The 25,656-nt window shown below is 73.5% G+C and carries 24 protein-coding genes; 19 read left to right on the forward strand and 5 right to left on the reverse strand.

Going from position 1 to position 25,656, the window contains the following annotated elements:
• Positions 1 to 45 precede the first annotated feature (45 nt).
• Positions 46 to 579, reverse strand: coding sequence for a winged helix-turn-helix domain-containing protein (locus tag ACQPZO_RS13565; protein ID WP_433350266.1), 534 nt, complete (start codon positions 577 to 579; stop codon positions 46 to 48).
• A gap of 482 nt (positions 580 to 1,061) precedes the next feature.
• On the opposite strand from ACQPZO_RS13565, the gene ACQPZO_RS13570 reads away from it, so the two are divergent.
• The 6 genes from ACQPZO_RS13570 to ACQPZO_RS13595 all read left to right on the forward strand — a co-directional run bounded on the left by ACQPZO_RS13570 (position 1,062) and on the right by ACQPZO_RS13595 (position 5,954).
• Positions 1,062 to 1,643: a pyridoxamine 5'-phosphate oxidase family protein gene (locus ACQPZO_RS13570; RefSeq protein ID WP_433350268.1), complete on the forward strand. Its 582-nt coding sequence runs from the start codon at positions 1,062 to 1,064 to the stop codon at positions 1,641 to 1,643.
• Positions 1,644 to 1,961: 318 nt separating this feature from the next.
• Positions 1,962 to 3,206 carry a PucR family transcriptional regulator gene (locus ACQPZO_RS13575; RefSeq protein WP_433350270.1) on the forward strand — a complete coding sequence of 415 codons (1,245 nt, stop codon included), beginning with the start codon at positions 1,962 to 1,964 and terminating at the stop codon, positions 3,204 to 3,206.
• A gap of 144 nt (positions 3,207 to 3,350) precedes the next feature.
• Positions 3,351 to 3,554, forward strand: coding sequence for a hypothetical protein (locus tag ACQPZO_RS13580; protein ID WP_433350272.1), 204 nt, complete (start codon positions 3,351 to 3,353; stop codon positions 3,552 to 3,554).
• Positions 3,555 to 3,858: 304 nt separating this feature from the next.
• On the forward strand, positions 3,859 to 4,140 hold the full coding sequence (locus ACQPZO_RS13585) for a potassium transporter TrkA (RefSeq protein ID WP_433350273.1): 282 nt from the start codon (positions 3,859 to 3,861) through the stop codon (positions 4,138 to 4,140).
• On the forward strand, positions 4,137 to 4,577 hold the full coding sequence (locus tag ACQPZO_RS13590; protein ID WP_433350275.1) for a hypothetical protein: 441 nt from the start codon (positions 4,137 to 4,139) through the stop codon (positions 4,575 to 4,577). The genes ACQPZO_RS13585 and ACQPZO_RS13590 overlap by 4 nt, the downstream gene beginning before the upstream one ends.
• A gap of 93 nt (positions 4,578 to 4,670) precedes the next feature.
• Positions 4,671 to 5,954 carry an NAD(P)/FAD-dependent oxidoreductase gene (locus ACQPZO_RS13595; protein ID WP_433350277.1) on the forward strand — a complete coding sequence of 428 codons (1,284 nt, stop codon included), beginning with the start codon at positions 4,671 to 4,673 and terminating at the stop codon, positions 5,952 to 5,954.
• Here ACQPZO_RS13595 and ACQPZO_RS13600 read toward each other — a convergent pair.
• Together ACQPZO_RS13600 and ACQPZO_RS13605 are read right to left on the reverse strand one after the other, a co-directional pair.
• Complete coding sequence (locus ACQPZO_RS13600; RefSeq protein ID WP_433350278.1) at positions 5,905 to 6,636, reverse strand: B3/B4 domain-containing protein; 732 nt, start codon at positions 6,634 to 6,636, stop codon at positions 5,905 to 5,907. The genes ACQPZO_RS13595 and ACQPZO_RS13600 overlap by 50 nt on opposite strands.
• A 16-nt stretch (positions 6,637 to 6,652) precedes the next feature.
• Entirely contained in the window at positions 6,653 to 7,261 is a 609-nt protein-coding gene (locus tag ACQPZO_RS13605; RefSeq protein ID WP_433350280.1) for a LysE family translocator, read from the reverse strand.
• A gap of 83 nt (positions 7,262 to 7,344) precedes the next feature.
• Between ACQPZO_RS13605 and ACQPZO_RS13610 the strand changes: the two genes are divergently transcribed.
• On the forward strand, positions 7,345 to 8,847 hold the full coding sequence (locus ACQPZO_RS13610; RefSeq protein WP_433350282.1) for a PLP-dependent aminotransferase family protein: 1,503 nt from the start codon (positions 7,345 to 7,347) through the stop codon (positions 8,845 to 8,847).
• Between the two features lie 110 nt (positions 8,848 to 8,957).
• On the opposite strand, the gene ACQPZO_RS13615 is transcribed toward ACQPZO_RS13610, so the two are convergent.
• Both ACQPZO_RS13615 and ACQPZO_RS13620 read right to left on the reverse strand, forming a co-directional pair.
• Entirely contained in the window at positions 8,958 to 9,971 is a 1,014-nt protein-coding gene (locus ACQPZO_RS13615) for a cupin-like domain-containing protein (protein ID WP_433350284.1), read from the reverse strand.
• Entirely contained in the window at positions 9,968 to 10,252 is a 285-nt protein-coding gene (locus tag ACQPZO_RS13620; protein WP_433350286.1) for a hypothetical protein, read from the reverse strand. The genes ACQPZO_RS13615 and ACQPZO_RS13620 overlap by 4 nt, the downstream gene beginning before the upstream one ends.
• Before the next feature lie 282 nt (positions 10,253 to 10,534).
• Between ACQPZO_RS13620 and ACQPZO_RS13625 the strand changes: the two genes are divergently transcribed.
• Genes ACQPZO_RS13625 through ACQPZO_RS13680 form a run of 12 tightly spaced genes read left to right on the forward strand, consistent with a single transcriptional unit; the run spans position 10,535 to position 25,656 of the window.
• Positions 10,535 to 12,193 (forward strand): ABC transporter substrate-binding protein, encoded by a 1,659-nt coding sequence (locus ACQPZO_RS13625; RefSeq protein WP_433350288.1) that lies wholly within the window; start codon positions 10,535 to 10,537, stop codon positions 12,191 to 12,193.
• A gap of 19 nt (positions 12,194 to 12,212) precedes the next feature.
• Complete coding sequence (locus tag ACQPZO_RS13630; RefSeq protein WP_405109561.1) at positions 12,213 to 13,223, forward strand: ABC transporter permease; 1,011 nt, start codon at positions 12,213 to 12,215, stop codon at positions 13,221 to 13,223.
• Positions 13,223 to 14,116 carry an ABC transporter permease gene (locus tag ACQPZO_RS13635; protein ID WP_433350291.1) on the forward strand — a complete coding sequence of 298 codons (894 nt, stop codon included), beginning with the start codon at positions 13,223 to 13,225 and terminating at the stop codon, positions 14,114 to 14,116. The genes ACQPZO_RS13630 and ACQPZO_RS13635 overlap by 1 nt, the downstream gene beginning before the upstream one ends.
• Before the next feature lie 5 nt (positions 14,117 to 14,121).
• On the forward strand, positions 14,122 to 16,200 hold the full coding sequence (locus ACQPZO_RS13640) for a dipeptide ABC transporter ATP-binding protein (RefSeq protein ID WP_433350971.1): 2,079 nt from the start codon (positions 14,122 to 14,124) through the stop codon (positions 16,198 to 16,200).
• Positions 16,197 to 18,248: a hydantoinase/oxoprolinase family protein gene (locus ACQPZO_RS13645; RefSeq protein WP_433350293.1), complete on the forward strand. Its 2,052-nt coding sequence runs from the start codon at positions 16,197 to 16,199 to the stop codon at positions 18,246 to 18,248. The genes ACQPZO_RS13640 and ACQPZO_RS13645 overlap by 4 nt, the downstream gene beginning before the upstream one ends.
• Positions 18,245 to 19,933, forward strand: a complete 1,689-nt coding sequence (locus ACQPZO_RS13650; protein WP_433350295.1) for a hydantoinase B/oxoprolinase family protein — start codon at positions 18,245 to 18,247, stop codon at positions 19,931 to 19,933. Before ACQPZO_RS13645 ends, ACQPZO_RS13650 begins: the two co-directional genes overlap by 4 nt.
• Complete coding sequence (locus tag ACQPZO_RS13655; protein WP_433350296.1) at positions 19,926 to 21,596, forward strand: hydantoinase B/oxoprolinase family protein; 1,671 nt, start codon at positions 19,926 to 19,928, stop codon at positions 21,594 to 21,596. Before ACQPZO_RS13650 ends, ACQPZO_RS13655 begins: the two co-directional genes overlap by 8 nt.
• Positions 21,593 to 22,864: an amidohydrolase family protein gene (locus tag ACQPZO_RS13660; RefSeq protein WP_433350298.1), complete on the forward strand. Its 1,272-nt coding sequence runs from the start codon at positions 21,593 to 21,595 to the stop codon at positions 22,862 to 22,864. Before ACQPZO_RS13655 ends, ACQPZO_RS13660 begins: the two co-directional genes overlap by 4 nt.
• Positions 22,861 to 23,331: a nuclear transport factor 2 family protein gene (locus tag ACQPZO_RS13665; RefSeq protein WP_433350300.1), complete on the forward strand. Its 471-nt coding sequence runs from the start codon at positions 22,861 to 22,863 to the stop codon at positions 23,329 to 23,331. Before ACQPZO_RS13660 ends, ACQPZO_RS13665 begins: the two co-directional genes overlap by 4 nt.
• Positions 23,328 to 24,332 (forward strand): zinc-binding dehydrogenase, encoded by a 1,005-nt coding sequence (locus tag ACQPZO_RS13670; RefSeq protein WP_433350302.1) that lies wholly within the window; start codon positions 23,328 to 23,330, stop codon positions 24,330 to 24,332. Before ACQPZO_RS13665 ends, ACQPZO_RS13670 begins: the two co-directional genes overlap by 4 nt.
• Positions 24,329 to 24,658 (forward strand): TIGR04076 family protein, encoded by a 330-nt coding sequence (locus tag ACQPZO_RS13675; RefSeq protein WP_405109535.1) that lies wholly within the window; start codon positions 24,329 to 24,331, stop codon positions 24,656 to 24,658. Before ACQPZO_RS13670 ends, ACQPZO_RS13675 begins: the two co-directional genes overlap by 4 nt.
• Entirely contained in the window at positions 24,658 to 25,656 is a 999-nt protein-coding gene (locus ACQPZO_RS13680) for an LLM class flavin-dependent oxidoreductase (protein WP_433350304.1), read from the forward strand. Before ACQPZO_RS13675 ends, ACQPZO_RS13680 begins: the two co-directional genes overlap by 1 nt.

A 25,656-nucleotide genomic window follows, 5' to 3' on the forward strand; every position in this document is an offset into this window, starting at 1 on the left:
TGGCGGGTCAGGACCCGTCCCGGGGATGGCGAAACGGCCGCGCGGTCAGGACACCGCGAGGCGGAAGCCGACCCCACGCACCGTGTGGATCGTCGCCGTAGTGCCCAGTCGGACCAGCTTCCGCCGCACCCTGCGCACCACCGAGTGCAGGTCGGAGCCCCGGCCCAGATGCTCGGTGCCCCAGACCTCACGGTGCAGCCGCTGGTAGCTCCAGATGTGTCCGGGCGTGCCGACCAGGCAGCGTAGAAAGTCGTGCTCCAGCGGGGTCAGGTCGATCTCGCGGCCCCGCCAGCACAGCACCCGGCGGTCCGAGTCCACGCTCAGCTCCGGCGTCGGCGTACCACCGACGGCCACCGGCCCGGCCGGTGCGGTTCGCTCGGCCGGTTCGGTCGGTTCGGTCGGTGCGGTCGTCACCGGCTCCACGGCGTCGGGCCGGCGGACCACCCCGAGGAACCGCCGCGCCTGGTCGACGCTCGACACGATCAGGAACGCCTCGGTGCCGCCGAACAGCTGCGCGAGTTGCCGGCGATGCGCTGGTGAGGAGGCGATGCCGATGACCAGGGACGCGATCCCGCTCATCCTTCGCCCTTCCCCATTCACCGCATACGCGATGGTCTTCCTGACGCTGCTCGATCGCCTGGTGGCGGCGGTGTGGTGGAAACGGGGGCAAAGCCGGTCGACGCACTGACAATACGCAGTGGACCGGTGACGCCGTGGTCGCTTCCCGAGCATCGGTATAGTAATGCACGTCTATGCAGTCGGCAACGCCCCACGCCGGCTGCCCGGCGGTTGCGGAGCGGCGGCATCGATGCGGATGGCTGACCTGTCGGCGCTTGCCCTACGCGAGCGTTTCCTCTGGGCTGCGGCAATCGCTTCCGCCGGCTACGGCTGGGGTGCTGCCACCGTAATGGCAATCAGCGATATAGACGTGGGCCCCGCGCGCTGCAGATACTTGCCTGGTAGTGATCAGGCTACACCCGGTGACGCCGGAAGGTCGCGGCCGCCAGGGTGAGCACCATGATGGAGCGGGTGCCGGCATCCGCTTGCAGGAAGGGACGGCCGTGGACTACGCGGACATCGTGCACCTGGTGAACACCGACCCGGTGGCACAGACCCTGTTGGAGTCGCCGGTCGCAATGCGGCTCGGGTACGTGGGGCTGGACGGCCACCCGCGCACGGTACCGGTCGCCTACCTGTGGAACGGCAAGGCGTTCGTCTTCGCCAGCCCGACGACCGCATACAAGGTCAAGGCGATCGCGGCGCACCCGCAGGTGTCCTTCAGCGTCGACACGTACTCGGCCGAGGCGCGGAGGAAGGTGGCGGCGAAGCTCGGAGCGGAGCCGGTCGCCGACTACACGCCCGTCGTCATGCTGGTGCGCGGCACGGCGTCGATCGAGCTTCGACCGGGGGTCCCGGACGAGCACGTCGAGGCGTCCTGGCGGATGTTCGCGGACAAGAGCCTGGCGCCGGGGTGGGAAAGCCAGAAGCGCGCGCACACGACGGACATGGTGGTGGTCACGATCGTCCCGACCCACATCACGTTGTGCGATTTCGTGACGCGCTTCCCGCCGCCGGTCGAGATCAACGCCCCCGCCCACAACCCCGCCCACGGAGGGGCCGACAGCTCGCCGCTCGTCGACTGACCAGGTGCTGAGCGCCACGGTACGCGTCGAGCCTGCCCTCGCCGATGCGGCGCAGCACGTCCAGGACCACCGTGTCGTCGGGCTCGGGGCGGAACTCCAGCCGCCCCGGCCGTTCGGGCAGGCCACGGTTTGCTGGCCGAGACAATCCCGGCAGAGGCGCCGCAAGCCGAGGCTAGACTGCCGGTGCGCGGCAACGAAGCGCCGGGCGTCCGGGCGGTCTCGCCCACCGGGCCGACCGTGGTCGTCCCGGGACCGCAGGCGCCGCTGCCGCCGGGGCCGCAGCCCGCCTGTGGCGGTCACGCGTGAAGGCGAGGCGGAGTGGCGGACAACATTCGGCCGACCGGCCGGCGTCCCGAGGCTGCCGCCGCGCCCGAGGACCGTTGGCTGGCCGAGGTGGCGGCAGGCGCGAGCCGCGATGCCGGCGGGGTCGACGTGCAACTGCTGGGGGAGTATCTGCCGATGCTGGCCGACGCGGCGGTGCACGGACGCCGTCCACGGCGCGAGGAACTGGACGTGGTGGAGGCGCTCGGCAGGCGGGCCGCGGAACAGGGCATATCAGCGGGGCGGGTGGTGCAGCTGTACCTGTCGGCGGCCCGCCGGTTGTGGCACGACCTGCCGGCCGTGGCGCGCTCGCGCGACTGCGAGGCGGTGCGGGTCGCGGCGACCGCGGTGCTGCAGGTGGTCGACGACGCGGTGGCGACCCTGGCCGAGGGCTACGCGGTGGCGCGGCGCGACCTGGTGCGCCGTGAGGAGACGCTGCGGCGCGAACTCGTCGACGACCTGCTGCGCGGCGATTCCGACCTGGGCGCGCTGGTCGAACGGGCCGAGCCGTTCGGTCTGGACCTGGCCCGGGCGCACCGGGTGGCGCTGGCCGCGCCGAGCCGCCGGCTGCCCGACGCCGACGCGGCGATCAGCGCGCTGGAGGCGGTGATCTTCGACCGGCTCGGCGACCGCGACGTGCTCGTGGCCACCAAGGAGGGCCTGCTGGTCGTCATCGCGCCGGCCGACGCGACCACCGCGCAACAGGTGGCGCCGTCTCCCGAGCCGAGCGGCGAGCTGGGGCGGCTGATGCACCGGGAACTCACCCGGCTGCCGCGCGGGGACGCGTGGCGGATCGCGGTGGGCCGGGCCCATCCCGGGCTGTACGGCATCGCCCGCTCGTACGAGGAGGCACGCGAGGCGTTGTCGATGGCGGGACGGCTGCAGGTGGCCGCCCCGGTGGTCGACGCCCATGACCTGCTGGTGTACCGGGTGCTGCTGCGCGATCAGCCGGCGATCGTCGACCTGGTGCAGGCCGTGCTCGGTCCGCTGGTGAACGCCCGGGGCGGCGCCCAGCCGCTGCTGGACACCCTGCGGGAGTACTTCGACACCGGGGCGGTGGCCACCGAGTCGGCCAAGCGCCTGCACGTGTCGGTACGCACCGTCACCTACCGGCTCGATCGCGTCCGGCGGCTGACCGGCTACCACCCCGCCGACCCGGCCCACCGGTTCACCCTGCAGGCGGCCGTGCTCGGCGCGAAGGCCCTCAACTGGCCGGCGCAACCCCTGCCGACCTCCGGCTGAATGTCACCGACCCGTCGTCGGCGTCGCACCGGGATCCCGGCCCCGGCGTTCGGGTCGCCTGAGGGGTCGTGGCGGACAGGAGGCGGCTCCGGCCAGCGCAAACGGCGATCGGGTACGGCCCGAGGGGTGGGCTATAGTCGCCGCATGCACGCCGGGCACGCCTACCTCGGCGTCGACGAGCGTAGACCGCTGTCGACGCTGTTCGTGCTGGCCGTGCTCGTGGTCGTCCTCTGCGCGGCCCGGGCGGTGGGCCTGTGCATCGTCTTTCGACTGGGGCGCCGTGCCGTGCCGGGCTGTGTGCCGGCCTGGTCCGCCGACCGCGCACCGCCGCAGCTCGCCGCCGCCTGACACGTGCTCGCCGCGCACCGACCGCGACCGGGCCGGTCGTCGTTCCGGCCTGCGGCGTCGACGGCTCACGTCGACACCTGCCGCCGCGCGCCGCTGCCAGGTGTTCGCGTCCTGCCGGCCCGCTGACCTGCCGGCCCGCTGACCTGCCGGCCCGCTGACCTGTCGGCCCCGCCGGCCCGGGGTGCTCATCCACCCATCGGTCTCGGCACGTCAGCGGGGTGTACAGCGCGACCGTCGGCGAGCCCCGCGCGGCCGACCGGCCGCCCCCACGCCTCACCCGTCACACCTTCTGCGGAGCTGCCCCATGGAAGTCGAACGCACGCCACTGCCCGGTATCGGCCTACGCCACTGCTTCACCACGGAGCACGGGCGCCGGGTCGGTGTCGTCACCCACCACGCCGGCGGCCGTCGCGACCTGGTACACGACGACGGCAGGGACCCGGACAGCGCCTGCAGCCTGACCCTGACCCGCGCCGAGGCGATCGCGCTCGCCGGGTTGCTCGGCATCCTGGACATCGTCGATGTGGCCGCCGGCCCGGACCGCAGGGGCGACGACGACGAGCCGCCGACCGGACCCGGATCGTGACCGCGGCCCCGCGTGCTCCCCGCCGGTCGCGAGAGGAGAACGGGACGCGGAGCCGTCCGGTCAGCCGACAGGGCGAGCTCGACGTGCTGCGGATGGTGCTGGAGGAGCAGTACGCGCGACACCACACGCAGCTCGCCCTGCTCGCCCGGCCAGGCCGCCCGGCCGCCGGCACGGACACCGCCGCGGCGGTGACGGCCGCGTCGCGGCGCGCGCTCGACGACCTCGCCTGCGCCCTGCGCCACCTGGACCAGGGCCGGTACGGCACCTGCCGACGATGCCGAACCGACATCCCCATCGCGTACCTGGCCCACCGGCCCGCCGCGAGGTTCTGCCCGCGCTGCGACGCTGCGTCCACCCCCGCCGTTGAGTCGGGGGGCGGGGCCCGGCGCTGCGAGCCCAGATTGCCGGGCGTCGGCAAGACGGCAGGCCCAGCTTGACCGGCGGCGGCCCTGGCCGGGGCGGGTGGCGCGCGGACATGGTTGGCCCATCTGCGGCGCGGGCGGGTGCCCGCCCCAGGGAAGGAGCAGGCAATGTCACCGGAACCCGAGCAGCAGCACGCGCCGGCGTTCGTGGCCGACGCACCGCGTGACGTCGCGGTCGTCGGGGCCGGGATGGTCGGTCTGTCCACCGCCTGGTTCCTGCAGGAGGCGGGCGTGCGCGTCACGGTGTACGAGCGGGACCACGTGGGTGCCGGGGCCTCCTGGGGCAATGCCGGGTGGTTGACGCCGGGGTTGACCGCGCCGCTGCCGGAGCCCGCGGTGCTGCGGTACGGGCTGCGGGCGGTGCTCAGTCCCCGGTCGCCGGTGTACCTGCCGCTGCGTGCCGACCGTGGCCTGTTGCGGTTCCTCACCTCGTTCGTGGCGCACAGCACGGCGCGGCGGTGGCGGCGGGGGATGGCCGCCTACGTGCCGCTGAACGAGCGGGCGCTGGAGGCGTTCGACGTGTTGGCCGCGGGCGGGGTGGACGCGCAGACGTACCGGGCGAACAGTTTTCTGGCCTGCTTCGCCGGGGAACGCGACGCGCGGGGCCTGCTGGCCGAGCTGGAGCAGATCCGCGACGCCGGCCAGGAGGTCAGCTTCCACCCGGTCACCGACTGGCGGGCCCGCGCCCTGGAGCCGACGCTGACCGACCGGGTGGGTGTCGCGATCCAGATCTACGGTCAGCGCTACCTGGACCCGCCCGAGTTCGTCAGCTCTCTCGCCGAGGCGGTGCGGGCGCGCGGCGGTGAGATCGTCGAAGGCGTCGAGGTGGCCGACCTGCGGCCCCGGTCCGGTGGCGTCTCGGTGCTCTCCGGCGCCGGCGAGAGACAGCACGACGTCGTGGTCGTCGCCACCGGCGCGCTGCTCGGGGGGTTGGCCACCCGCTTCGGCGTGCGGCAGCCGGTGCAGGCGGGCCGCGGCTACAGCTTCAGCGTGCCCGTCCGGCAGATGCCGCGCGGCCCGCTCTACTTCCCGAAGCAGCGGGTGGCGTGCACGCCGCTGGGCGATCGGCTGCGGGTGGCCGGGATGATGGAGTTCCGTCGTCCCGGCGATCCCCTCGACCCGCGGCGGATCACCGCCATCGTCGATGCCGTCCGCCCGTTCCTGACCGGCGTGGACCTCGACGACCGGCGCGACGAGTGGGTCGGCTCCCGGCCCTGCACCCCTGACGGGCTGCCGCTGGCCGGGGTCACCGCCTCCCCCCGGGTGTTCGTCGCCGGCGGCCACGGCATGTGGGGCATCGCGCTCGGCCCGATCACCGGCCAGTTGATGGCCCAGACCGTGCTCAAGGGGGAGGTGCCGCCGGAGCTGGCGCCGTTCGACCCGCTGCGCTGAGCACGCCACCCACGGTCGGGAGCAGCGCCGCACGACCCCACACCGACCAGCCGTCGGCGAGCTCCACCACCAGGGTGTCCAGCAGGTGGGGCACGTCCGTCGCGGCGCGGGCGTGCACCCCCTCGACCACGATCAGCACCGACCGGCTGGTGGCCCGGATCGCCGACCAGCCGCTCTGCCGGCTCGTCCAGCGCCGGGAGTGCGCCCGTCCCGCCCCGTCCGCGAAGATCACCTCTCCGGGCTCGGGGTGCTCGGGGTCGCCGGCGAGGGTCAGGTACTCCTCGTCGCCCCGGGCGGGCCGCACCTCCAGGTCGCCGTCGATCCGCTCGACGTCCAGGACCGCGATCGGGATGGCGTACGCGAGCGAGACCGCGTTGCACAGGTCGACCAGCGGGTGCAGTCGGGGCAGGGCGCCGTCGCGGCGGAACCGGCGCAGCAGCGACTCCGCGGCGCACCGGTATCGGGTGGGTGGCAGCCCCATCCGGGCGAAGACCCGCCGCCACGCCTGGATCTCGGGGAAGCTGGCCTCGGTGCCGCCGGCCAACCGGACCCGAGCCGTCGCCAGGTGCCGGGCCACCGCCGTGGTCACGTCGGCGTCCGCGTCGACTCCGTCGACCGTGATCGTCCCGGCCACCAGCTCCGGGTACGTCGACCGGATCTGCGGCGCGTGCTCGAAACGCATGACACTCCTTGACGAATCAGCTGGTGAGCGCCAGCGCGGCACCCATGGCGAGGAACGAGCCGGCGAACCCGCGCCGCAGCCAGGTGCTCACCCATGGCCGGACGAGCACGTGGTCGCGCACCGTGCCGGCGAGGACGCCGTAACCGGCGTACACGACGAGGGTGAGCGCCATGAGCACCGATCCGAGGCCGAGCATCCGGACGAGCCGGTGCGGGTCGTCGGCGCCGACGAACTGGGGCAGGAACGCGACGAGGAAGATCGTCAGCTTCGGGTTGAGCAGGTTCGTCAGCACCGCGCCGGTGACCACCTGCCGGGCCGACGGCGCGGTCCGCGTCGCGTCCGGGTCCAACGCGCCACGGTCCCGCAACGTCGTCCATCCGAGCCAGACCAGGTACGCCGCGCCCGCGTACCGCAGGGCCTGGAAGGCCGGCGCGGCGGTGTGCAGGAGTGCGGCCACGGCGACCAGCGAGGCGGCCAGGTGCGGTACGACGCCGAGGGTGCAGCCGGCCGCGGCGAGCAGCCCGGCGCGGCGTCCCCGGCCCAACCCGGTGGCCACGGTGTACAACACCCCGGCGCCCGGGGTGACCACCACGACGAGGGCGGCGATCAGGAAAGCGATGGTCACGAAAGTCCTTCCGATGAGATGGCCGCGGCCCTGGTCCGGGCCGCCGGCTGTCGTCACCACCACTCTGCTGTCATGATGGCCCGATGGGCAGGGCCAAAGAACCATCGCCGCAGAGGTCCATAACTGCCGGGTCGGACTTCCTGCAGCTCGACATCGCCGACGCCCCACCCGGCGGCCGGGCCGACTGGCTCTCGGCCCAGCTCCGGCAGGCCATCGCCGGCGGGCGGCTCCCCGTCGGCGGGCGGCTGCCGGCGACCCGCGTGCTCGCCGCCGACCTCGGGGTCTCCCGGGGCGTGGTCACCGAGGCGTACCAGCGGCTGGTCGAGGACGGCCAGGTCGCCGGGCGCGGCCGGGCCGGCACGGTGGTCGTCGCCGCCCCGGCCGCCCCGCCACCGCCGCTGCGCCGCGCCCCGGCCGCCGCGACCGCGCCGGCCGCGCTGTTCCCGCAGGCTCCGGGCAGCGACGTCTTCGACGCGGTACGCGCCGTGCCCGCCCGGATCGACCTGACGCCCGGCCTGCCCGACCTGGCGGCCTTTCCCCGCGCGGACTGGCTGCGCGCCGAGCGGGCCGTGCTGGGCCGCGTCGCCCCGGCCGACTTCGGCTACGGGGACCCGTGCGGCGCGCCCGCGCTGCGCCGCGCGGTCGCCGGCTGGCTGGCCCGCAGCCGGGGCATCGCCGTCGACCCCACGGAGGTGGTCGTCGTCGCCGGGGTGTCCCAGGCACTCGGCCTGCTCGCCCAGGCGCTGCGCGCCGACGGGATCACCCGGATCGGGGTGGAGGACCCGGGCTCCCTCGGCGTCCGCCAGCACCTGAACAACTGGGGCGTCGACACGCCGCCGGTGCCGGTCGACGGGGCCGGCGTGTGCGTCGACGCCCTCGCCGCCGCCGGCCTGCCGGCCGTGCTGCTCACCCCCGCCCACCAGTTCCCGACGGGGGTGGTGCTCGACGGCGAGCGCCGCCGCCGGCTCGTCGCCTGGGCCCGCGACGGCGGCCTGGTCATCGAGGACGACTACGACGCCGAGCACCGTTACGACCGGCCCCCGGTGCCCGCGCTGCGGGGGATGCTGCCCGACCGGATCTGCTACGCCGGCAGCGTTTCGAAGCTGCTCGCCCCTGCCCTGCGGGTCGGCTGGCTGCTGGTGCCCCAGCGGTACCGCGACGCCGTGGTGGCCGCCAAGCGCAACGCCGACCTCGGCAACGCGGTGCTCCCGCAACTCGTGCTCGCCGAGCTGATGACCTCCGGGGCCCTGGAGCGGCAGCTTCGGCTGCTGCGCCGTCGCCACGTCCGCCGCCGGGACGCGATGATCGCCGCGCTGGCCAGGCACCTGCCCCGGGCCACGGTGCACGGGGCCGCCGCCGGGCTGCACCTGATGGTCACCCTCGACGCCGACGTCCCCGACACCGAGTTGGCGGCGGCGACCCTGGCGCGCGGGGTGAAGACGCAGCCGCTGTCCTGGCACTGCCAGCGTCCGTACCGTCCGGGCCTGGTCCTCGGGTACGCGGCCAATCCGGCCTCGGACATCGAGCAGGGGATCGCCACCGTCGCCGACGCCCTGTCCGGGCTCCGCCGGACGCGCGGGTCCTGACCGGGCTGCGCGTCCGGCGGCCGATCCGGGTCCACGGGGCCGCCGCCCGACCGGGGCCGGTGCACCACGTCACCGTGGCGTCGCCGGCCGGTGGCGCGGCCCCGGGGGTGTCACTCGTCCAGGCCGGCAGCCGGCGGGGTCGCCATCTTGTGATTCTGCCCGGGGACCTGGAAGTGGTGGAAGGTGACCGTGGCGCTGACGTCGAGGGCCTGCACCCAGTGCCACCAGCCGACGGGAATGAGCAGCATCTGTCCCGGTTCCAGGACGGTCTCCAGCACGGTGGCCTCGGCGAACCGCGGGTGCCGGGTGAGGTCCGGTCGGGCGGCGTCGACGGCGCTGAACGTGCCGCCGCGCGGGTAGACCAAGTGCCGCTCGTACGAGGGCACGAGGCGCACGTGCTTGCGGCCGAGGACCTGGCACAGCAGCACCGTGCTGTTGTCCACGTGCAGCGGGGTCACCGTGCCCGCCGGGCCCAGCAGCAGATGCCCGAGGGCCGTCGGGTCCACGATCCCCTCGGGTGGGCGCACGTCGGCGGCGAGCGGGCGCAGCGCCTGGGACCAGTTCTCGTTGCGGGGGACCATGTAGTAGTCGTTGGTGTGGGTCCCGGACCCGAGCAGCGTCAGGTAGTCGCGGAACGGCATGGTGGTGCGGTGGCGGTCGTACTGCCAGGCGTGGTCGGGGTTGGCCTCCCGCCCGGTCATCACCTCGACGACCGCGTCTCCGCAGGCCGCGGCCAGGCCATCGAGGGTCCAGTCGAGCGCTGGCCAGTCCGTCATCAGGCCCTCCAGCACGACGGGCCGGTGACCGAAGTAGTACCGGGCGAAGAACTCCTCCGGCGTGCTGCCCGCGCGGCGCTCCAGGGTCTCTCCGCCGTCGCTGTTGCGCAGCGTCCGGTAGGTGTCGAGCACGGACTCCATCCAGTCGTAGCGCAGCGCGAGGCGGCGGCACACGGCGAAGTACGGGTGGGCGGTGAGCTCGCCCAGCTCCGCGTCGACGGCGTCCGCGTCGGCGCCCCCGGCGACGGCGGCGGCCCGCGCCTGCTCGACGGGGGCGCCCATGGCCAGGTTCTCGGCGAGCCACTCCTGCCAGACCCGGTCCAGCCGGGAGGTGGCGAGCAGGGTCATGCCGCGCCGCCCGGGACGGCGGTGAGCTGCGGCTCGCGGGCGTACTCGGTGCAGTTGACGTAGGAGTTCTTCACGTGGGCCGGGAAGTGGTCGACGTCCGGGACGGCGGTGAGCTGGGCCGCGCGGGCGTACTCGGCGCAGGTGACGTAGTTGTTCTTGACGTGGGCGGGGAACTGCTCGGCGTCCGGGACGGCGGTGAGCTGCGCCTTGCGGGCGTACTCCTCGCAGTTGACGTAGGAGCCCTTGACGTGGGCCGGGAAGTGGTCCGGAAGTGAGGTCATGGATCAGAGTCAACGCCCCGGATCGACCCGGCCGCCAGGGACAGGCGTCCCGTCCGGCCGGGACGCTCCCGGCACCGCCGTATCGGTGCGTGTAGCAACTCTGTGAACTCGTGTGAACATTGGCTTCGCGGGTCATCGGCCATTCGGCCAGCATGGGTGGTCGATTTCGGGGGTTCGGCGGCGAACAGGGTTCAGGCCCTTGTTCACTCTCACTTAATCCGGTAGAACACGGGTAGGTCCTCAGCACGGACCATCTGCCTCGTGTTTCTAGGAGGACTACCCATGGCTCGTTCCCACCGTGCGGGCGGCGCCTCCTCGCCCGCCCTCTCCCGCCGCGGGGTCCTGCAGTTGGGCGGCAGCGTGGCGCTCCTGCTGGCCACCGGCGCCTGCGCCGCGAACAGCGAGCCCAAGCCCCGCGACGGCGCGTCGGGCGGCCCCACCGCCAAGGCGCTGCGTATCGCGGTCTCGAGCTACCTGTCGAGCTGGGACCAGGACTTCGTGGGCTTCGACCTGACCGCGCTGATGCTGTACAAGAACGTCTTCCCCTACCTGATCGACTACGGCGTCACCGCCGCCGGCGACAGCCAGATCCTCGACACACAGAACGTCCCCCCGACGTTCGCCGAGTCCTTCGAGCCGGACGCCACGCAGCGGGTCTGGACGCTCAAGCTGCGCCGCGGGGTCAAGTTCGCCAGCGGCAACGAGCTGACGGCCGCCGACGTGAAGTGGTCCAAGGATCGTGCCTTCGCCGCCCAGGCCAACGTCGCCGGCGTCTACCGCACCATCGGTCTGACCAAGCCCGACCAGGTCAAGGTGGTCGACGACCACACCGTCGAGTTCCACCAGGCGTTCGCCAGCGCCCTCACCCGGCAGATCCAGGCCATCTCGCTGTACGTCTTCGACTCCACCGAGGCGAAGAAGCACGCCACCGCCGACGACCCCTGGGCCAAGGAGTGGTTCGCCAAGAACCCGCCGACCGGGGGCTACTACAACGTCACGAAGGCCACCCAGGGGCAGGAGATCGAACTCTCCGCGAACGCCGGATACCCCGGCCCCGACCCGGCCAAGACGCCCACCATCCGGATCTCCGTGGTGCCCGCCGCCTCCAACCAGCGGCTGCAACTCCAGGCCGGCGACATCGACATCGCCCTCGGCATCAGCCAGCGCGACATCCAGGACCTCAAGAAGGCCGCCGGCATCAAGGTCATCTCGGCCGCCAGCAACCGTCAGGTCACCATCCAGATGTCCGTCACCACGGCGCCGTTCAACGACGTGAACGTCCGCAAGGCCCTCGCCCACGCGACGCCGTACGAGCAGATCATCAACAACGTCTACGGCGGGGACGCCCGCGCCGCCAAGAGCCCCGTGCCGCTGGACATGCCCGGCTACGACGCCGGCGGGTACCCGTTCACCCACGACCTCGACCAGGCCAGGGCGGCCATGGCCGCGGCCGGCAGGACCACCGTCGATTCCGAGCTGGTCTTCGAGGCCGACAACGAGGAACAGCAGAAGATCGCCGTCCAGGTGCAGAGCGAGGCGGCGAAGGTGGGGATCAACCTCAAGCTGACCCCGCTGGACCCGGCCACCCTCGGCGAGCGGAGGTCCAAGAAGAACGTCCCGCTGCAGATCACCTCCGGTCAGCTCTGGGTCAACGACGTCGAGTACATGCTCGCCACGAGCTTCGTCAAGGGCGCGAACCTGAACTACTCCAACTACAGCAACCCGGAGATCGAGAAGATCTACGAGCAGTCGCACACCACCGTCGACCAGGCGGCCCGCGGTCAGCTCTGGAAGCGCGTCCAGGAGATCCTCGCCGCGGACGTGCCCTGGGTGGTCGTCTGCCAACCCAACTTCAACCTGCCCGTACGCGACGACGTCGCCGGCTGGGTGCAGCCGATGGACGGCCTCGCCCGCCTGCGCTACCTGACCGCGTCGGCCTAGGTCGGGCGGGACCCTGCCCATGCGCATCCTCCGGTTCGTCGCCAGAAGACTGCTCCAGCTCATCCCGGTGCTGCTCGGCGTGATCGTCCTGACCTTCCTCCTGGTCCGGGTGCTGCCCGGCGACCCGGTGCGGACCATCCTCGGGCAGAACGCGACCGAGGCCGACGCCGACGCCGCCCGGGCCCGCTTCGGGCTGGACCAGCCGCTCTGGCGGCAGTTCCTCGACTACCTGACGGGGCTGGTCACGGGCGACTTCGGCACCTCGATCCAGAGCGGCGCCCCGGTCGGCGCGGAGATGGCGCTGCGGGTGGGACCCACCCTCGAGCTGGTCGTCATCGCCGTGACCATCTCCCTGGTGGTGGCCACCGTCCTCGGCGTGTGGTCGGCCCGTCGCGCCGACCGGCCGGCCGACCACGGCATCCGGGTCCTCGCCCTGGTCGGCAACTCCGTGCCCGAGTTCTGGCTCGGACTCGTGCTGGTGCTGGTGGGCTACAGCGTGCTCGGCTGGTTCCCGGCCCCCAACGGGCGGGTGGATCCCGACACCGACCTGACCCCGCTGACCGGCGCGGACCTCGTGGACGCCGCGCTCACCGGGAACGGGCCGGCCATGGCCTCCGCCGCGGCGTACCTGGTCCTGCCGGTGCTGACCCTGGTCATCGGCGTCGTCGCGCCCCTGCTGCGCAGCGTGCGGGCCTCCGCCCTGGAGGTGCTGCACTCCGAGCCGTACGCCGCGGCGGCGGCGCACGGCCTGCCCCGGCGCACCCTGCTGTACGGCTACCTGATGCGCGCGACCCTGGTCCGGCTGCCGTCGCTGGCCGCGCTGGTGTTCGGCACCGCCATCGGTTCCACCGTGCTCGTCGAGTACGTCTTCTCCTGGCAGGGCTTCGGCCAGTGGGCGCTGCGCGGCCTGCTCTACCGCGACTACCCGGTGGTCCAGGCATCCGTGCTGGTGATCGCGCTCTGCTACGTGCTGGTGTTCCTCATCGCCGACGTGGTCCACGCCATCCTCGACCCGAGAGTGAGGATCTGATGGCCGACCCGCGTACCAGCGGCCCGACCGAGGCCCCGGCCCCGTCCCCGCCCGGCCCCGTCACCGGCCCCGCCCCGGGCAGCCGCTTCGCCCGCGTCCTGATCGTCACCGGCGCCGCGATCCTCGCGGTGATCGCGGTGGCCGCGCTGTGCGCGCCGCTGCTGAGCTCCTGGGGCGAGACCGAGATCGACCCCGCCGCCACCCTGACCGGCCCGGGCGGCGGCCACCTGCTCGGCACCGACGGCAACGGCATGGACATCTGGAGCCGGGTGCTCTACGCCGCCCGGCTGGACCTGGGCATCGCGGTGGCCGCCGTCGCGCTCGCCGTCACCGTCGGCACGCTGCTCGGCCTGGTCGCCGGCTATCGCGGCGGCTGGATCGACGACGTGCTGATGCGGGTGGTCGACATCTTCCAGGCGTTCCCCACCTTCATCCTGGCCCTGGCGGTGGCAGCCCTGCTCGGCAACGGCACCGTCAACCTCATCATCACCATCGCGGCGGTGAACGCCCCGGCCTACGCCCGGCTGGTCCGCGCCGAGGTACGCACCCTGCGCGAGCTGCCCTTCGTCGACGCCGCCGTCACCTCCGGGGCGTCGACCGCGGGCATCCTGTGGCGGCACCTGCTGCCCAACAGCCTCACCCCGGTGCGGGTGATCGCCCCGCTCAACTGCGGCTGGGCGATGCTGACCCTGGCCGGGCTGTCCTTCCTCGGCCTCGGTGTGAGCATCCCCGCCGCCGAGTGGGGCGCCATGATCAGCCTCGGCGCCGCGGACGTGGTCGGCGGCCGGTGGTGGACCTCGGTCCCACCCGGCCTGGCGCTGCTCGTCTGCGTCCTGGGATTCAGCCTGCTCGGCGAAGGCCTGCAGGAACGCGCTGACGCGAAGCGGCGGTGACCGGAATGCTGTCGATCGAGAACCTGTCGGTGGTCATCCGCCGCCCCGGCCGCGAGGTGGCCGCGCTCAGCGACGTCACCCTCACCGTGCGACCCGGCGAGGTCGTCGGCCTGGTGGGGGAGAGCGGCGGCGGCAAGAGCATGGTCGCCCGCGCCGTGGTCGGCCTGCTCCCCGGCGGTTCGCACGCCACCGGGCGGGTCGACTTCGACGGCGCGGACGTGCTGCGGATGGACGAGTCCGCGCTCGCCGCCCACCGCGGCCGGGGAGCGGCGATCTGCTTCCAGAACCCGCGCGGCGCGCTCAGCCCCACCCGCACCGTCGGCCGGCAACTCGTCGACCGGCTCGTCACCCACCGGGACGTGCCCGCCGACCGGGCCCGTGAGGCCGCGCGGGAGCTGTTCGAGGCCGTCGGCATCCGCAGCCCGCAGCGCCGGCTCGACGCGTACCCCCACGAGCTGTCCGGCGGCATGGCCCAGCGGGTGATGATCTCCCTGGCCACGGGCTGCGCCCCCGGCCTGCTGATCGCCGACGAGCCGACCACCGGCCTCGACGTGACCCTGACCCGGGAGATCCTGCGGCAGTTCCGGCATGCCGCCGACACCGACGGCCGTGCCGTACTGCTGATCTCCCACGACCTCGCCTCCATCGCCCAGGTCTGCGACCGGGTGGTGGTGCTCTACGCCGGCACCGTGGTGGAGAGCGGCCCGGCCGATCAGGTGCTGCGCCAGCCGGCGCACCCGTACACCCGCGCGCTGCTGCGGTCGGTGCCCGACCTCGGCGGCCGGCCCGTCGTCGCCACCCCCGGCGCGATGCCACTGCTGACCCGGGCGCCGCTCGCCTGCCCGTTCGCCGCCCGCTGTGCGCACGCCGACGACACCTGCGTCACCCGCCGGCCGCCCACCGAGCCCCTCGCCGGCGGTCCGGACGGCTGGTCGCTGGCCTGCTTCCACCCCCGCACCGGCCCCCTCGACGCCGGCTCGGCCGACGTCCCACCGGGCTCCGAGGCAGCCACCGTCCCACCGGGCTCCTCTGCCGCCGACCTCGGCCCGGGACCCCACGCCGCAGGCCCTGCACCGCGCGGCACCGCGCCCGCCGTGCTGGAGATCGACGACGCGCACGTCGTCTACCGCAGCCGGTTCTCCTCCGGCGGGCACCACGCGCTGCGCGGGGTGAGCCTGCGACTCGCGCCCGGCGAGACACTCGGCGTGGTCGGCGAGAGCGGCTGCGGCAAGAGCACCCTCGCCAAGCTCATCATGGGCCTGGTGCCGCCCACCTCCGGCACGGTCACCGTCGCCGGGGCGACCCCGGGGCCCGGCCGGGGCCGCGCGTCCGGGCGGGCGGCGCGGCGGCTGCGCACCCGCGCCCAACTGGTGTTCCAGGACCCGATCGGGTCGCTCAGCCCGCGTCGCACGGTCGGCGACTCCATCGCCGAGCCCCTGCGGGCCGCCGGCCTGTCCGCCGCCGAGCGAGACACCCGGGTCGCCGCGGTGCTGGACCGGATGGAGCTGGACCGGGCGATCCTGCGCCGCTACCCGCACGAGCTGTCCGGCGGGCAGGCACAGCGGATCGGCATCGCCCGCGCTCTGGTCGGCGAGCCGGACCTGATCGTCTTCGACGAGCCCACCTCGGCCCTGGACGTCACCGTGCAGGCGCAGATCCTCGCCCTCATCGCCGACGTGGCCGCCGACGCCGACCGCGCGGCGGTGTTCATCTCCCACGACCTGGCCACGGTGCGCGGATTCGCTGACCGGGTGGTGGTGCTCTACCTCGGGCGCGTCGTCGAGGAGGGCCCCGTCGACGTCGTCTTCGACCACCCCCTGCACCCGTACACGCGGGCCCTGCTGGCCAGCGCGCCCCGCCTCGGCGGGACCCCGCCGCCCGACGCCGCCCCGGTCGAGCTGGTCAAGGACCTGGAGGAGGCGGACGCGGCGACCGGCTGCCCGCTGGCCGCCCGCTGCCCGTTCGTCACCGACACCTGCCGCACCCAGCCGCAGCAGCTTCAGTCCCACGGCGCGAGCCGGGCCGCCTGCTGGCGCGTCCCCGAGCTCCCCGCCCTGATCGGAAAGCAGGCCACCACGCCATGACACGTCGTCCCGTCCGGCTGGCCGTCGACATCGGTGGCACGTTCGTCGACGCCATGGAACTGGACACCCGCACCAACCGGGTCCGCTTCCGCAAGGCCTCCACCACCCCCGCGCGCCCCGCCGACGGGGTGCTCGCCGCCATCGCCGCCCTGGGCACCGACCTGTCCGAGGTGGAGCTGTTCATCCACGGCACCACCCTCGGGCTCAACGCGGTGCTGGAACGCCGGGGCGGACGCACCGGCATCATCACCAACGACGGCTTCCGGGACATCTTCCTCGTCGGCCGGGGCAACGTGCCCAACGACCACATGTACGACTTCCAGTACGAGCGGCCGGAGAGCCTGGTCCAGCGCCGGTTCACCGCCGGGGTACGGGGCCGGCTCGACCACCGGGGCCGGGTGGTGGAGGAACTGGACCCCGACAGCGTCCGCGCCGCCGCCCGCGCTCTCGTCGTCGACCAGCAGGTCACCTCGATCGCCATCTGCTTCCTGCACTCGTTCCTCGACCCGAGCCACGAACAGGAGGCCGCCCGGCTGATCCGGGAGGAGTTCCCCGAGGTCAGCCTGTCGCTGTCCACCGACATCGTGCGCGAGTACCGGGAGTACGAGCGGACCAGCACCACGGTGCTGGAGGCGTACATCCGGCCGATCTTCGAACGGTACGTCGACGAGCTGGAGGCCGGGCTGGCCGAGCGGGGCTTCACCGGCCGGTTCCTGATCATGCGCTCCGGCGGCGGCTCGATGAGCAGCGCGGTCGCGAAGACGTCGCCCACCCACACCGTGCTGTCCGGTCCGGCCGGTGGCATCGTCGGCGCCGCGTACCTGGCCGCCGAGCTGGGCCGCGACAACCTGCTCACCTTCGACATCGGCGGCACCTCGCTGGACGCCTGCGTCATCGAACGCGGCAACCCCGCCGCCGCGTACGAGGCACAGCTCGAACACTTCCCGCTGCTGATCCCGACGTACGACATCCGGACCATCGGCGCCGGCGGCGGCTCGATCGCCTGGCTGGACCGGGGCCTGCTCAAGGTCGGCCCGCACAGCGCCGGCGCCGACCCCGGGCCGGTCTGCTACGGCCGGGGCGGCACCCGACCGACCGTCACCGACGCGGCCGTCGTGCTCGGCTACGTCGACCCCGACCGCTTCCTCGCCGGCACCATGGGCCTGCACGACGCGGCGGCGCGCGACGCCGTACGCGAACAGCTCGCCGAGCCGCTCGGCCTGGACGTGGAGGCCGCCGCCGCAGGCGTCCTCGACGTGCTGCTGGCCCGCACGGTCGGCGCGGTCCGGCAGATCACCGTCGAACGCGGCCACGACCCCCGGCAGTTCTCCCTGCTCGCCTTCGGCGGGGCGGGGCCGCTGCTGGCCCCGCTGCTGGCCCGCGAGATGGGCATCGGCGAGGTGATCGTGCCCTTCGCGCCGTCCGGCTTCTCCGCGTGGGGCATGCTGTCGGCCGACATCGTCAACGACTTCAGCCGCACCGTCATGGCCACCCTGGACGACGCGGACCTCGTCGAGCTGGACCAGCTCTTCAAGGCCGTCGGAACCGAGGCGGTCGCGTCGCTCGAGGCGCAGGGCGTGCCGGCCGACCAGGCCCTGCTGGAACGGCAGTTCGAGCTGCGCTACCTGGGCCAGGAACACAGCCTGATGGTCACCGTCGGCGGCACGCTGGACCGTGACGCGGTCCGGACCGCCTTCGACGAGCTGCACCGCAGCCGGTATGGCCACACCATGGGCAACCCGCTGCAGATCCTCAACCTGCGGGTGCGCGGCATCGGCCGCACCGACCGGCCCGAGCTGGGCACCCGTGCGTGTGGCGACGGCGACCCGGCGCAGGCCCTGCTGGCCCACCGGGACGCCTACGACTTCGGCCGGCGGGCGGTCGTGCCGTTCGCCGTGTACGACAGGTCCGCGCTGGACGCGGGCGACACGTTCGCCGGGCCGGCGCTGGTCGACGAGGGCACCTCCACGACGGTGGTGCCCAGCGGCCAGCGGGTCACCGTCGACGACCACGGACACCTGCTCGTCACCCTGGAGGCAGCCGCATGACCACCCTGGACGGTGCCCGCGTCGAGGTCGTCCGCAGCTACCTGCTGTCGGCGGCGGAGGAGATGCGGGCCACCCTGATCCGCACCTCGTTCAACCCGGTCATCTACGAGGTGCACGACTTCGGCCTGTCGATCTACGACCCCGACCTGCGACTGATCGCCGAGGCCACCGGCCTGACCTTCTTCCTCGGCGCCAACGACCACTCGCTGGCCAAGGGCGTGGAGTACGTCGGCCGGGACAACCTGCACCGCGGCGACGTGGTGCTGCTGAACTACCCGTACTGGAACGCGGCGCACGCCTACGACGCGACCCTGTTCGCGCCGGTCTTCCGGCCGGACCCGGCCGACCCGGACGCCGACGGCGAGCTGGTGGGCTTCCTCTGCGTCCGGGCGCACTGGATGGACCTGGGCGCCAAGGACCCGGGATACGTGCTCGACTCCACCGACATGCACCAGGAGGGCCTGATCTTTCCGGGCACCAAGGTCGTCTCCCGGGGCGAGCCGGTTCGGGAGATCCACGAGCTGATCCGGTTCAACTCGCGGATGCCCGACGCCGTGCTCGGCGACCTGCATGCGCAGATCGCCGCGCTGCGCACCGGCGAACGCCGGCTGCTGGAGATCGTCGAGAAGTTCGGGCGCCCGACCGTGAGCGCGGCCGTCGACCGGATCATCGCCGACGGCGAGGCCCGCGCCCGGGCCGCGCTCGCGGCCCTGCCGCAGGGCAGCTGGACCGCCGAGGACTGGGTCGACGACGACGGCATCACCGACGATCCGGTCAGGATGCGGGTCACCGTCACCATCGCCGACGGCACCTTCACGGTCGACTTCGCCGGCTCGGCGCCGGCCACCCGGGGTCCGATCAACATGCCGTTCGGCGCCACCGAGGCGATCTGCAAGGTCATCCTCAAGTCGCTGACCTCACCCGACGAGCCGTCCAACGCCGGCACCGTCGCGCCGCTGGAGGTACGGGCCGAGCCCGGCACCCTCTTCCACGCGGTCTACCCGCAGCCCACCTTCACCCTGTGGACCGGCATCGTCGCCGTCGAGCTGATCCTCAAGGCCCTGGCCCAGGGGATGCCGGACCGGTTGCCGGCGTCCAGCGGCGGCGACGTGCCGGGGTTCATGATGGTGGGCCTGCACCCGGACACCGGGCAGATGTTCGCGGTCAGCAACAACGACCTGGTCGGCTGGGGCGGCACCCCGCACCACGACGGGATGGACGCCGCCACCCACATCTCCGGCAGCACCGGCCGGGGCACCCCGATCGAGGTCCTGGAGGCGCGGACGGGGATGTTCTTCGAGCGGGTGGAGATCCGTACGGACTCCGGTGGCGCGGGGCGGCACCGGGGCGGGTGCGGATTGCGGCGGGACATCCGGTTCGTGTCGGCGGGGGAGTTCCTCTCGGTGATCAAGAAGACGAAGACCGCGCCGTGGGCGCTCGACGGCGGGTTGTCGCCGGAGCCGAACCAGGTGGTGGTGTTCCCGGGTACGGATCGGGAGGCGCGGGTGAGCACGAAGCGGACCCCGGTCGAGGTGGGTGATCGGGTGACCCTGTTGACGGCCGGTGGTGGTGGGCACGGTGATCCGAGGTTGCGTGATCCGGAGGCGGTGCGCCGGGACGTGGCCGAGGGTTACGTTTCCGCCTCCGCCGCCCACGACCTGTACGGGGTGGACGTCGATGAGTGAGCCGGCCGTCGACGGAGCCACCGTCGAGGTGGTCCGCAGCTACCTCGTCTCCGCCGCCGAGGAGATGCGCGCCGCGCTGGTGCGTACCGCCTTCAACCCGGTCATCTACGAGGTCTACGACTTCGGCATCTCCCTCTACGACCGCCACCTGCGGCTGGTCGCCGAGTCCACCGGACTGTCCCGCTTCCTCGGCGCCAACGACTACTCCATCCAGCGCGGCGTCGAGTACGTCGGCCGGGACAACCTGCACCCCGGCGACGTGGTGCTGCTGAACTACCCGTACTGGAACGCGGCGCACACCTACGACGCGACGCTGTTCGCCCCGGTCTTCCTGCCCGGCGACGCGGAGCCGGTCGGCTTCCTGTGCATCCGCGCCCACTGGATGGACCTGGGCGCCAAGGACCCGGGCTACGTGCTCGACTCCACCGACATGCACCAGGAGGGGATCATCTTCCCCGGCACGAAGGTGTACGCCCGGGGCGAGCCGGTCCACGAGATCCACGAGCTGATCCGGTTCAACTCGCGGATGCCCGACCTCGTCCTCGGCGACCTCAACGCCCAGATCGCCGCGCTGCGCACCGGCGAGCGGCGGATGACCGAGCTGTACCGGCAGTACGGACCCACCATGGTGGACGCCGTCATCGACCGGGTGATCGCCGCCGCCGCCGACTCCGCCGCCGAGGCGGTGGCCGCCCTGCCGCAGGGCAGCTGGACCGCCGAGGACTGGCTCGACGACGACGGCGTCACCGACGACCCGATCCGCATGCGGGTCACCGTCACCATCGCCGGCGGCACGTTCACCGTGGACTTCACCGGATCGTCCCCGGCGGTGGCCGGGCCGGTGAACCTCCCGCTCGGGGCCACCATCGCCACCTGCCGGGTCGCGTTCAAGGCGATCACCACGCCCACCGAGCAGACCAGCGCCGGCCACTTCGCCCCACTGCGGGTACGCACCGAGCCCGGATCGCTGTTCCACGCGCAGTACCCGGCCGCCACGTTCACCCAGTGGACCGGCACCGTGGCCCTGGAGCTGATCTACCGGGCCCTGGCCCAGGGGATGCCGGACCGGTTGCCGGCGTCCAGCGGCGGTGACGTGCCGGGGTTCATGATGGTGGGCCTGCACCCGGACACCGGGCAGATGTTCGCGGTCAGCAACAACGACCCGGTCGGCTGGGGCGGCACCCCGCACCACGACGGCATCGGGCCGGCCAACCACCTGTGCCAGACCCAGGCCCGCAACACCCCCGTCGAGGTTCTGGAGGCGGGGACGGGGATGTTCTTCGAGCGGGTGGAGATCCGTACGGATTCTGGTGGTGCGGGGCGGCACCGGGGTGGGTGTGGGTTGCGGCGGGATATTCGGTTCGTGTCGGCGGGGGAGTTCCTGTCGGTGATCAAGAAGACGAAGTCCGCGCCGTGGGCTTTGGACGGTGGGTTGTCGCCGGAGCCGAATCGGGTGGTGGTGTTTCCGGGTACGGATCGGGAGGCGCGGGTGAGCACGAAGCGGACCCCGGTGAAGGCCGGTGACCGGGTGACCCTGTTGACGGCCGGTGGTGGTGGGCACGGCGATCCGAGGCTGCGTGATCCGGAGGCGGTACGCCGGGACGTCGCCGAGGGTTACGTCTCTGCCTCCGCCGCCCACGACCTGTACGGAGTGACCGCATGACCGCCGCAAGCCCCCCCGAGCCGTCGAGCCTGCTGCTCGGCAACTGCACCGTGCTGGACGCCCGCGTGGCGGACGGCGCCAGGCCCCTGCCCGACGCCGGCGTCTGGGTCCGCGGCGACCGCATCGCCGCCGTCGGCCCGTACGCCGAGGTGGCCGCCCGGGCCCGGGCCGCCGGCCCGGTGACCGACCTGGACCTCGACGGGGCGTACCTGACCCCCGGCCTGGTCAACATGCACACCCACTTCTCGCTGTCGCTGCCCGGCGCCGGGGGCGACAGCGTCAAGGGCATGGGCCCGCACGACCTCGCCCTCTACATGGCCGACGGTGCCCGCCGGACCCTGCACTGCGGCGTCACCACCGTGCGCTGCGTCGCCGAGAAGGACCACGCCGACTTCGCGCTGCGCCGCGCCATCGCCGCCGGTCGCACCGAGGGCCCCCGCATCCACACCGCCGGCCGCGCCCTCGTCTGCACCGGCGGGCACGGCCACGAGAGCAGCGACACCCTCGAGTGCGACGGGCCCGTCGGTTTCCGCCACGGCGCGCGCAGCCAGATCCGGGCCGGCGCGGACCTGATCAAGGTGATGATCTCCGGCGGCATCGCCGGCGAGCACGAACGCATCCACACCCCCCAGCTCTTCGCCGACGAACTCGCCGCCGTGATCGAGACCGCGCACGCCTGGGGACGCAAGGTCACCGCGCACGCCGGACCGGCGGAGGTGATCGGCGCGGCCGTGGACCTCGGCCTGGACTGCGTGGAGCACGGCTACCAGCTCACCCCGCAGGTCGCCGAGCGGATGGCCGAGCGGGGCACGGCCCTGGTGCCGACCCTGCTGGTGACCCGCTGCAAGGAGTTCTTCGACGAGCTCGGCGTGCCGGAATGGATGCAGTGCCGCTCGCTCGGCGCGGGCCCCGGGCACCTGGAGAGCTTCGCGACGGCCGTCGCCGCCGGGGTGCAGGTGCTGCTCGGCAGCGACATGCCGCCGTTCTGGCACTTCGAGGGCACCAACGCCACCGTCCGGGAGTTGGAGTACATGGCCGAGGTGATCGGGCCGGCCCGGGCCCTGCACGCCGGCACCCTCGGCCCCGTCCGGTGGCTCGGCGTCGAGGACGACCGTGGCACCGTGCAGGACGGCAAGCTGGCCGACCTGATCGCCATGGACGACGACCCGCTCGACGGCGCCGCCGCGTTCCGGGGCGTGCGCTGGGTGATGAAGGGCGGCCGGGTCGTCCGCGACGACCGGGCAGCCGCGCCGGGAGGTGCGCGATGACGTCCGCCGACACCGCCGGATCCGCCGGCCAGGACCGCACCGCCGGGTACGCCGGCCAGGACGGCACCGCCGGGGCGGCGGCCATCGCCGCCGGGATCGACGACATGTACGAGGCGTTCCTGGCCGGGGACCGCCCCCGGTTCGACGGCCACCTGCACCCCGAGGTGACCACCTGGGAGACCCACCTACCCGGCCCGCTGCGTACCCGCTCGCAGCTCGACTCGTACCGCGACCAGCGCGACGCCACCGGGCAACGGCCCCGGCTGGCGGTGCTCGCCGCGCGGGACAAGCACATCGACGTCTGGGGCGAGGTCGGCGTCGCCCGCTACGTCCTCGTCGCCCAGGCCCACGCCGAGGGGCCGCCCGAGCTCACCCGCGTCACCGACGTGCTGCGCCGGGTCGTTGGCCGGTGGCTGATCGTGCACCACCACGCCGAGCTGCTGCGGGGACCGGAGCCGGCCCCGTGATCCGCCGGCTGGTCGCCCACCGCACGGGTGAGCCGACAGACGTGCTGTCGGTGGTGGAACTGCCCGACGACCCGCCGCCCGGCCCCGGCGAGGTACGCCTCGCCGTCCATGCGGTCGGCCTGAACTTCCTCGACGTGTCGCTGTGCCGGGGCGAGTACCCGGTGCGGCCGGACCCGCCGATGACCCCCGGCGTCGAGGCCACCGGCCGGGTCGTCGCCGCCGGCGAGGGCGTAGCGCACCTGCTCGGCCAGGAGGTCGTCGCCTGCCCGGCGCTGCCCCGCGGCGCGCTCGGCTCCACGGTGACGGTGGACGCCGCCGTGGTCGTGCCCCGCCCGGCCACCGTGGACCCGGTGACCGCGGCGGCGCTGCCGGTCACGTACCAGACCGCGTGGTTCGCCCTGGAACGCGCCGGCGTCACCGCCGGGCAGACGGTGCTGGTGCACGCCGGCGCCGGCGGCGTCGGCATCGCCGTCACCCAGCTCGCCGTCGCCCGGGGCGCGCGGGTCCTTGCCACCGCCGGCGGTCCCGCCAAGACCGCCGTCTGCCGGGAACAGGGCGCGGCGGTGGCCGTCGACTACACCACCGAGGACTTCGTCGCCGCCGTGCGGGACGCCACCGACGGCGACGGCGTCGATGTCGTCGTCGACCCGGTCGGCGGCGACATCCTGGCCCGCTCGCTGGACTGCCTGGCCTTCGAGGGCCGGCTCGTCACCGTCGGTGCCGCCGGTGGCCCGCCGCCGCCGGTCGACCCGGCCCGGCTGATCGCCGCGAACGCCACCCTGGTCGGCCTGTCCTGGGGCTCCCGGTACCCGTGGCGCCGCGCCCCCGAGGTGCGCGCCGCCTACCAGGCCCTGTTCGACCTGCACGCCGCCGGTGCGGTCCGGCCGCCGGTCAGCCGGGTGGTGTCCCTGGAACAGGCCCCCGCGGCGCTGGCAGAGCTGGCCGCCCGCCGGACCATCGGAAAGATCATCGTACGGGTCGAGGAGAGGGAGCAGGCATGACGGAGACCCCGGACGGCGACATGGACATCTACGACCTGCGGGTCACCGTCGACCGCATCGAGGGCAGGTCGGTCTGCGGCATGGCGGTCGGCGACCACTTCGACCTGACCGACAGCGCCCACCTGAAGCTGCCCGCGGGCCAGCACTTCTGCGTGTACGCGCTGGCCGCCGTCCTGCCGTTCCTCGCCGCGAAGCAGCGCGACCTCGCCGCCGGGGACTGGCTGGCCCAGGACTCCCACTTCGCCTGCCCCGACCCCGAGGAGCGACTCGTCATGAAGGTGGAACGGACCTGCCGGCGACGGATGAACTCGGCGGACCTGACCTGATGGCCGTCGAGATCGGACTCGGGTTGCAGAGCGACAAGCCCGCAGGCGCGTACGCCGCGTTGGCGCAGGCCGCCGAGGCACACGGCTTCGACGTGCTGACCGTCTTCGGTGACCTGATGTACCAGCCGCCCATCTTCCCGCTGCTGGAGATGGCCGGGGCGACCAGCCGGGTCCGGCTCGGGACGGCCTGCCTCAACCCGTACTCGCTGGCCCCGTACGAGATCGCCGGTCAGCTCGCCGCCCTGGACCTGGCCTCGCACGGCCGGGCCTACCTGGGGCTGGCCCGCGGCACCTGGCTCGGGGCGGTCGGACTGGCCCAACCTCGGCCGCTGACCACGATCGAGGAGGCGGCGGCCGTCGTCTACCGGCTGCTGCGCGGCGACCGAAACGGCTACCCCGGCCGGGTCTTCACCCTGGAGCCCGGCACCGCCCTGCGCTACGCCGTGCACCGGCCCGACCCGCCGCTGCTGATCGGCGCGTGGGGCCCGCAGGGCGCGGCCCTGGCCGGCCGGATCGCCGACGAGATCAAGGTGGGTGGCAGCGCCAACCCCGACATGGTGCCGGTGATCCGCGACCGGGTGCGGGTGGGCGCCGACCGGGCCGGCCGCGACGTCGAGGACGTCGGCATCGTGTTCGGCGCCGTGACGGTGGTCGACACCGACGGCGAGGCAGCCCGGGCGAAGGCCCGCACCGAGGTCGCCATGTACCTCGCCGTCGTCGCGGAACTCGACCCGACCGTCGCGCTGCCCGACGGCCTGGTGCAGCGGGTCGGCGCCCTGGTCGACGAGGGGGCACACGAGGCCGCCGGTCGCCTCGTCCCCGACGACGTGCTCGACCGGTTCGCGTTCTCCGGCACCCCGGCCCAGGTGGCCGCGCAGGCCCAGACGCTGATCGACGCCGGGGTCCGCCGGGTCGAGTTCGGCACCCCGCACGGGCTGACCGACGACCGCGGGGTGGACCTGCTCGGCTCCGCCGTGCTGCCCCTGCTGTGCAGGTAG

The sequence above is a fragment of the Micromonospora sp. CA-111912 genome, from assembly GCF_050948415.1.
In the GTDB taxonomy this organism is placed as follows: domain Bacteria; phylum Actinomycetota; class Actinomycetes; order Mycobacteriales; family Micromonosporaceae; genus Micromonospora.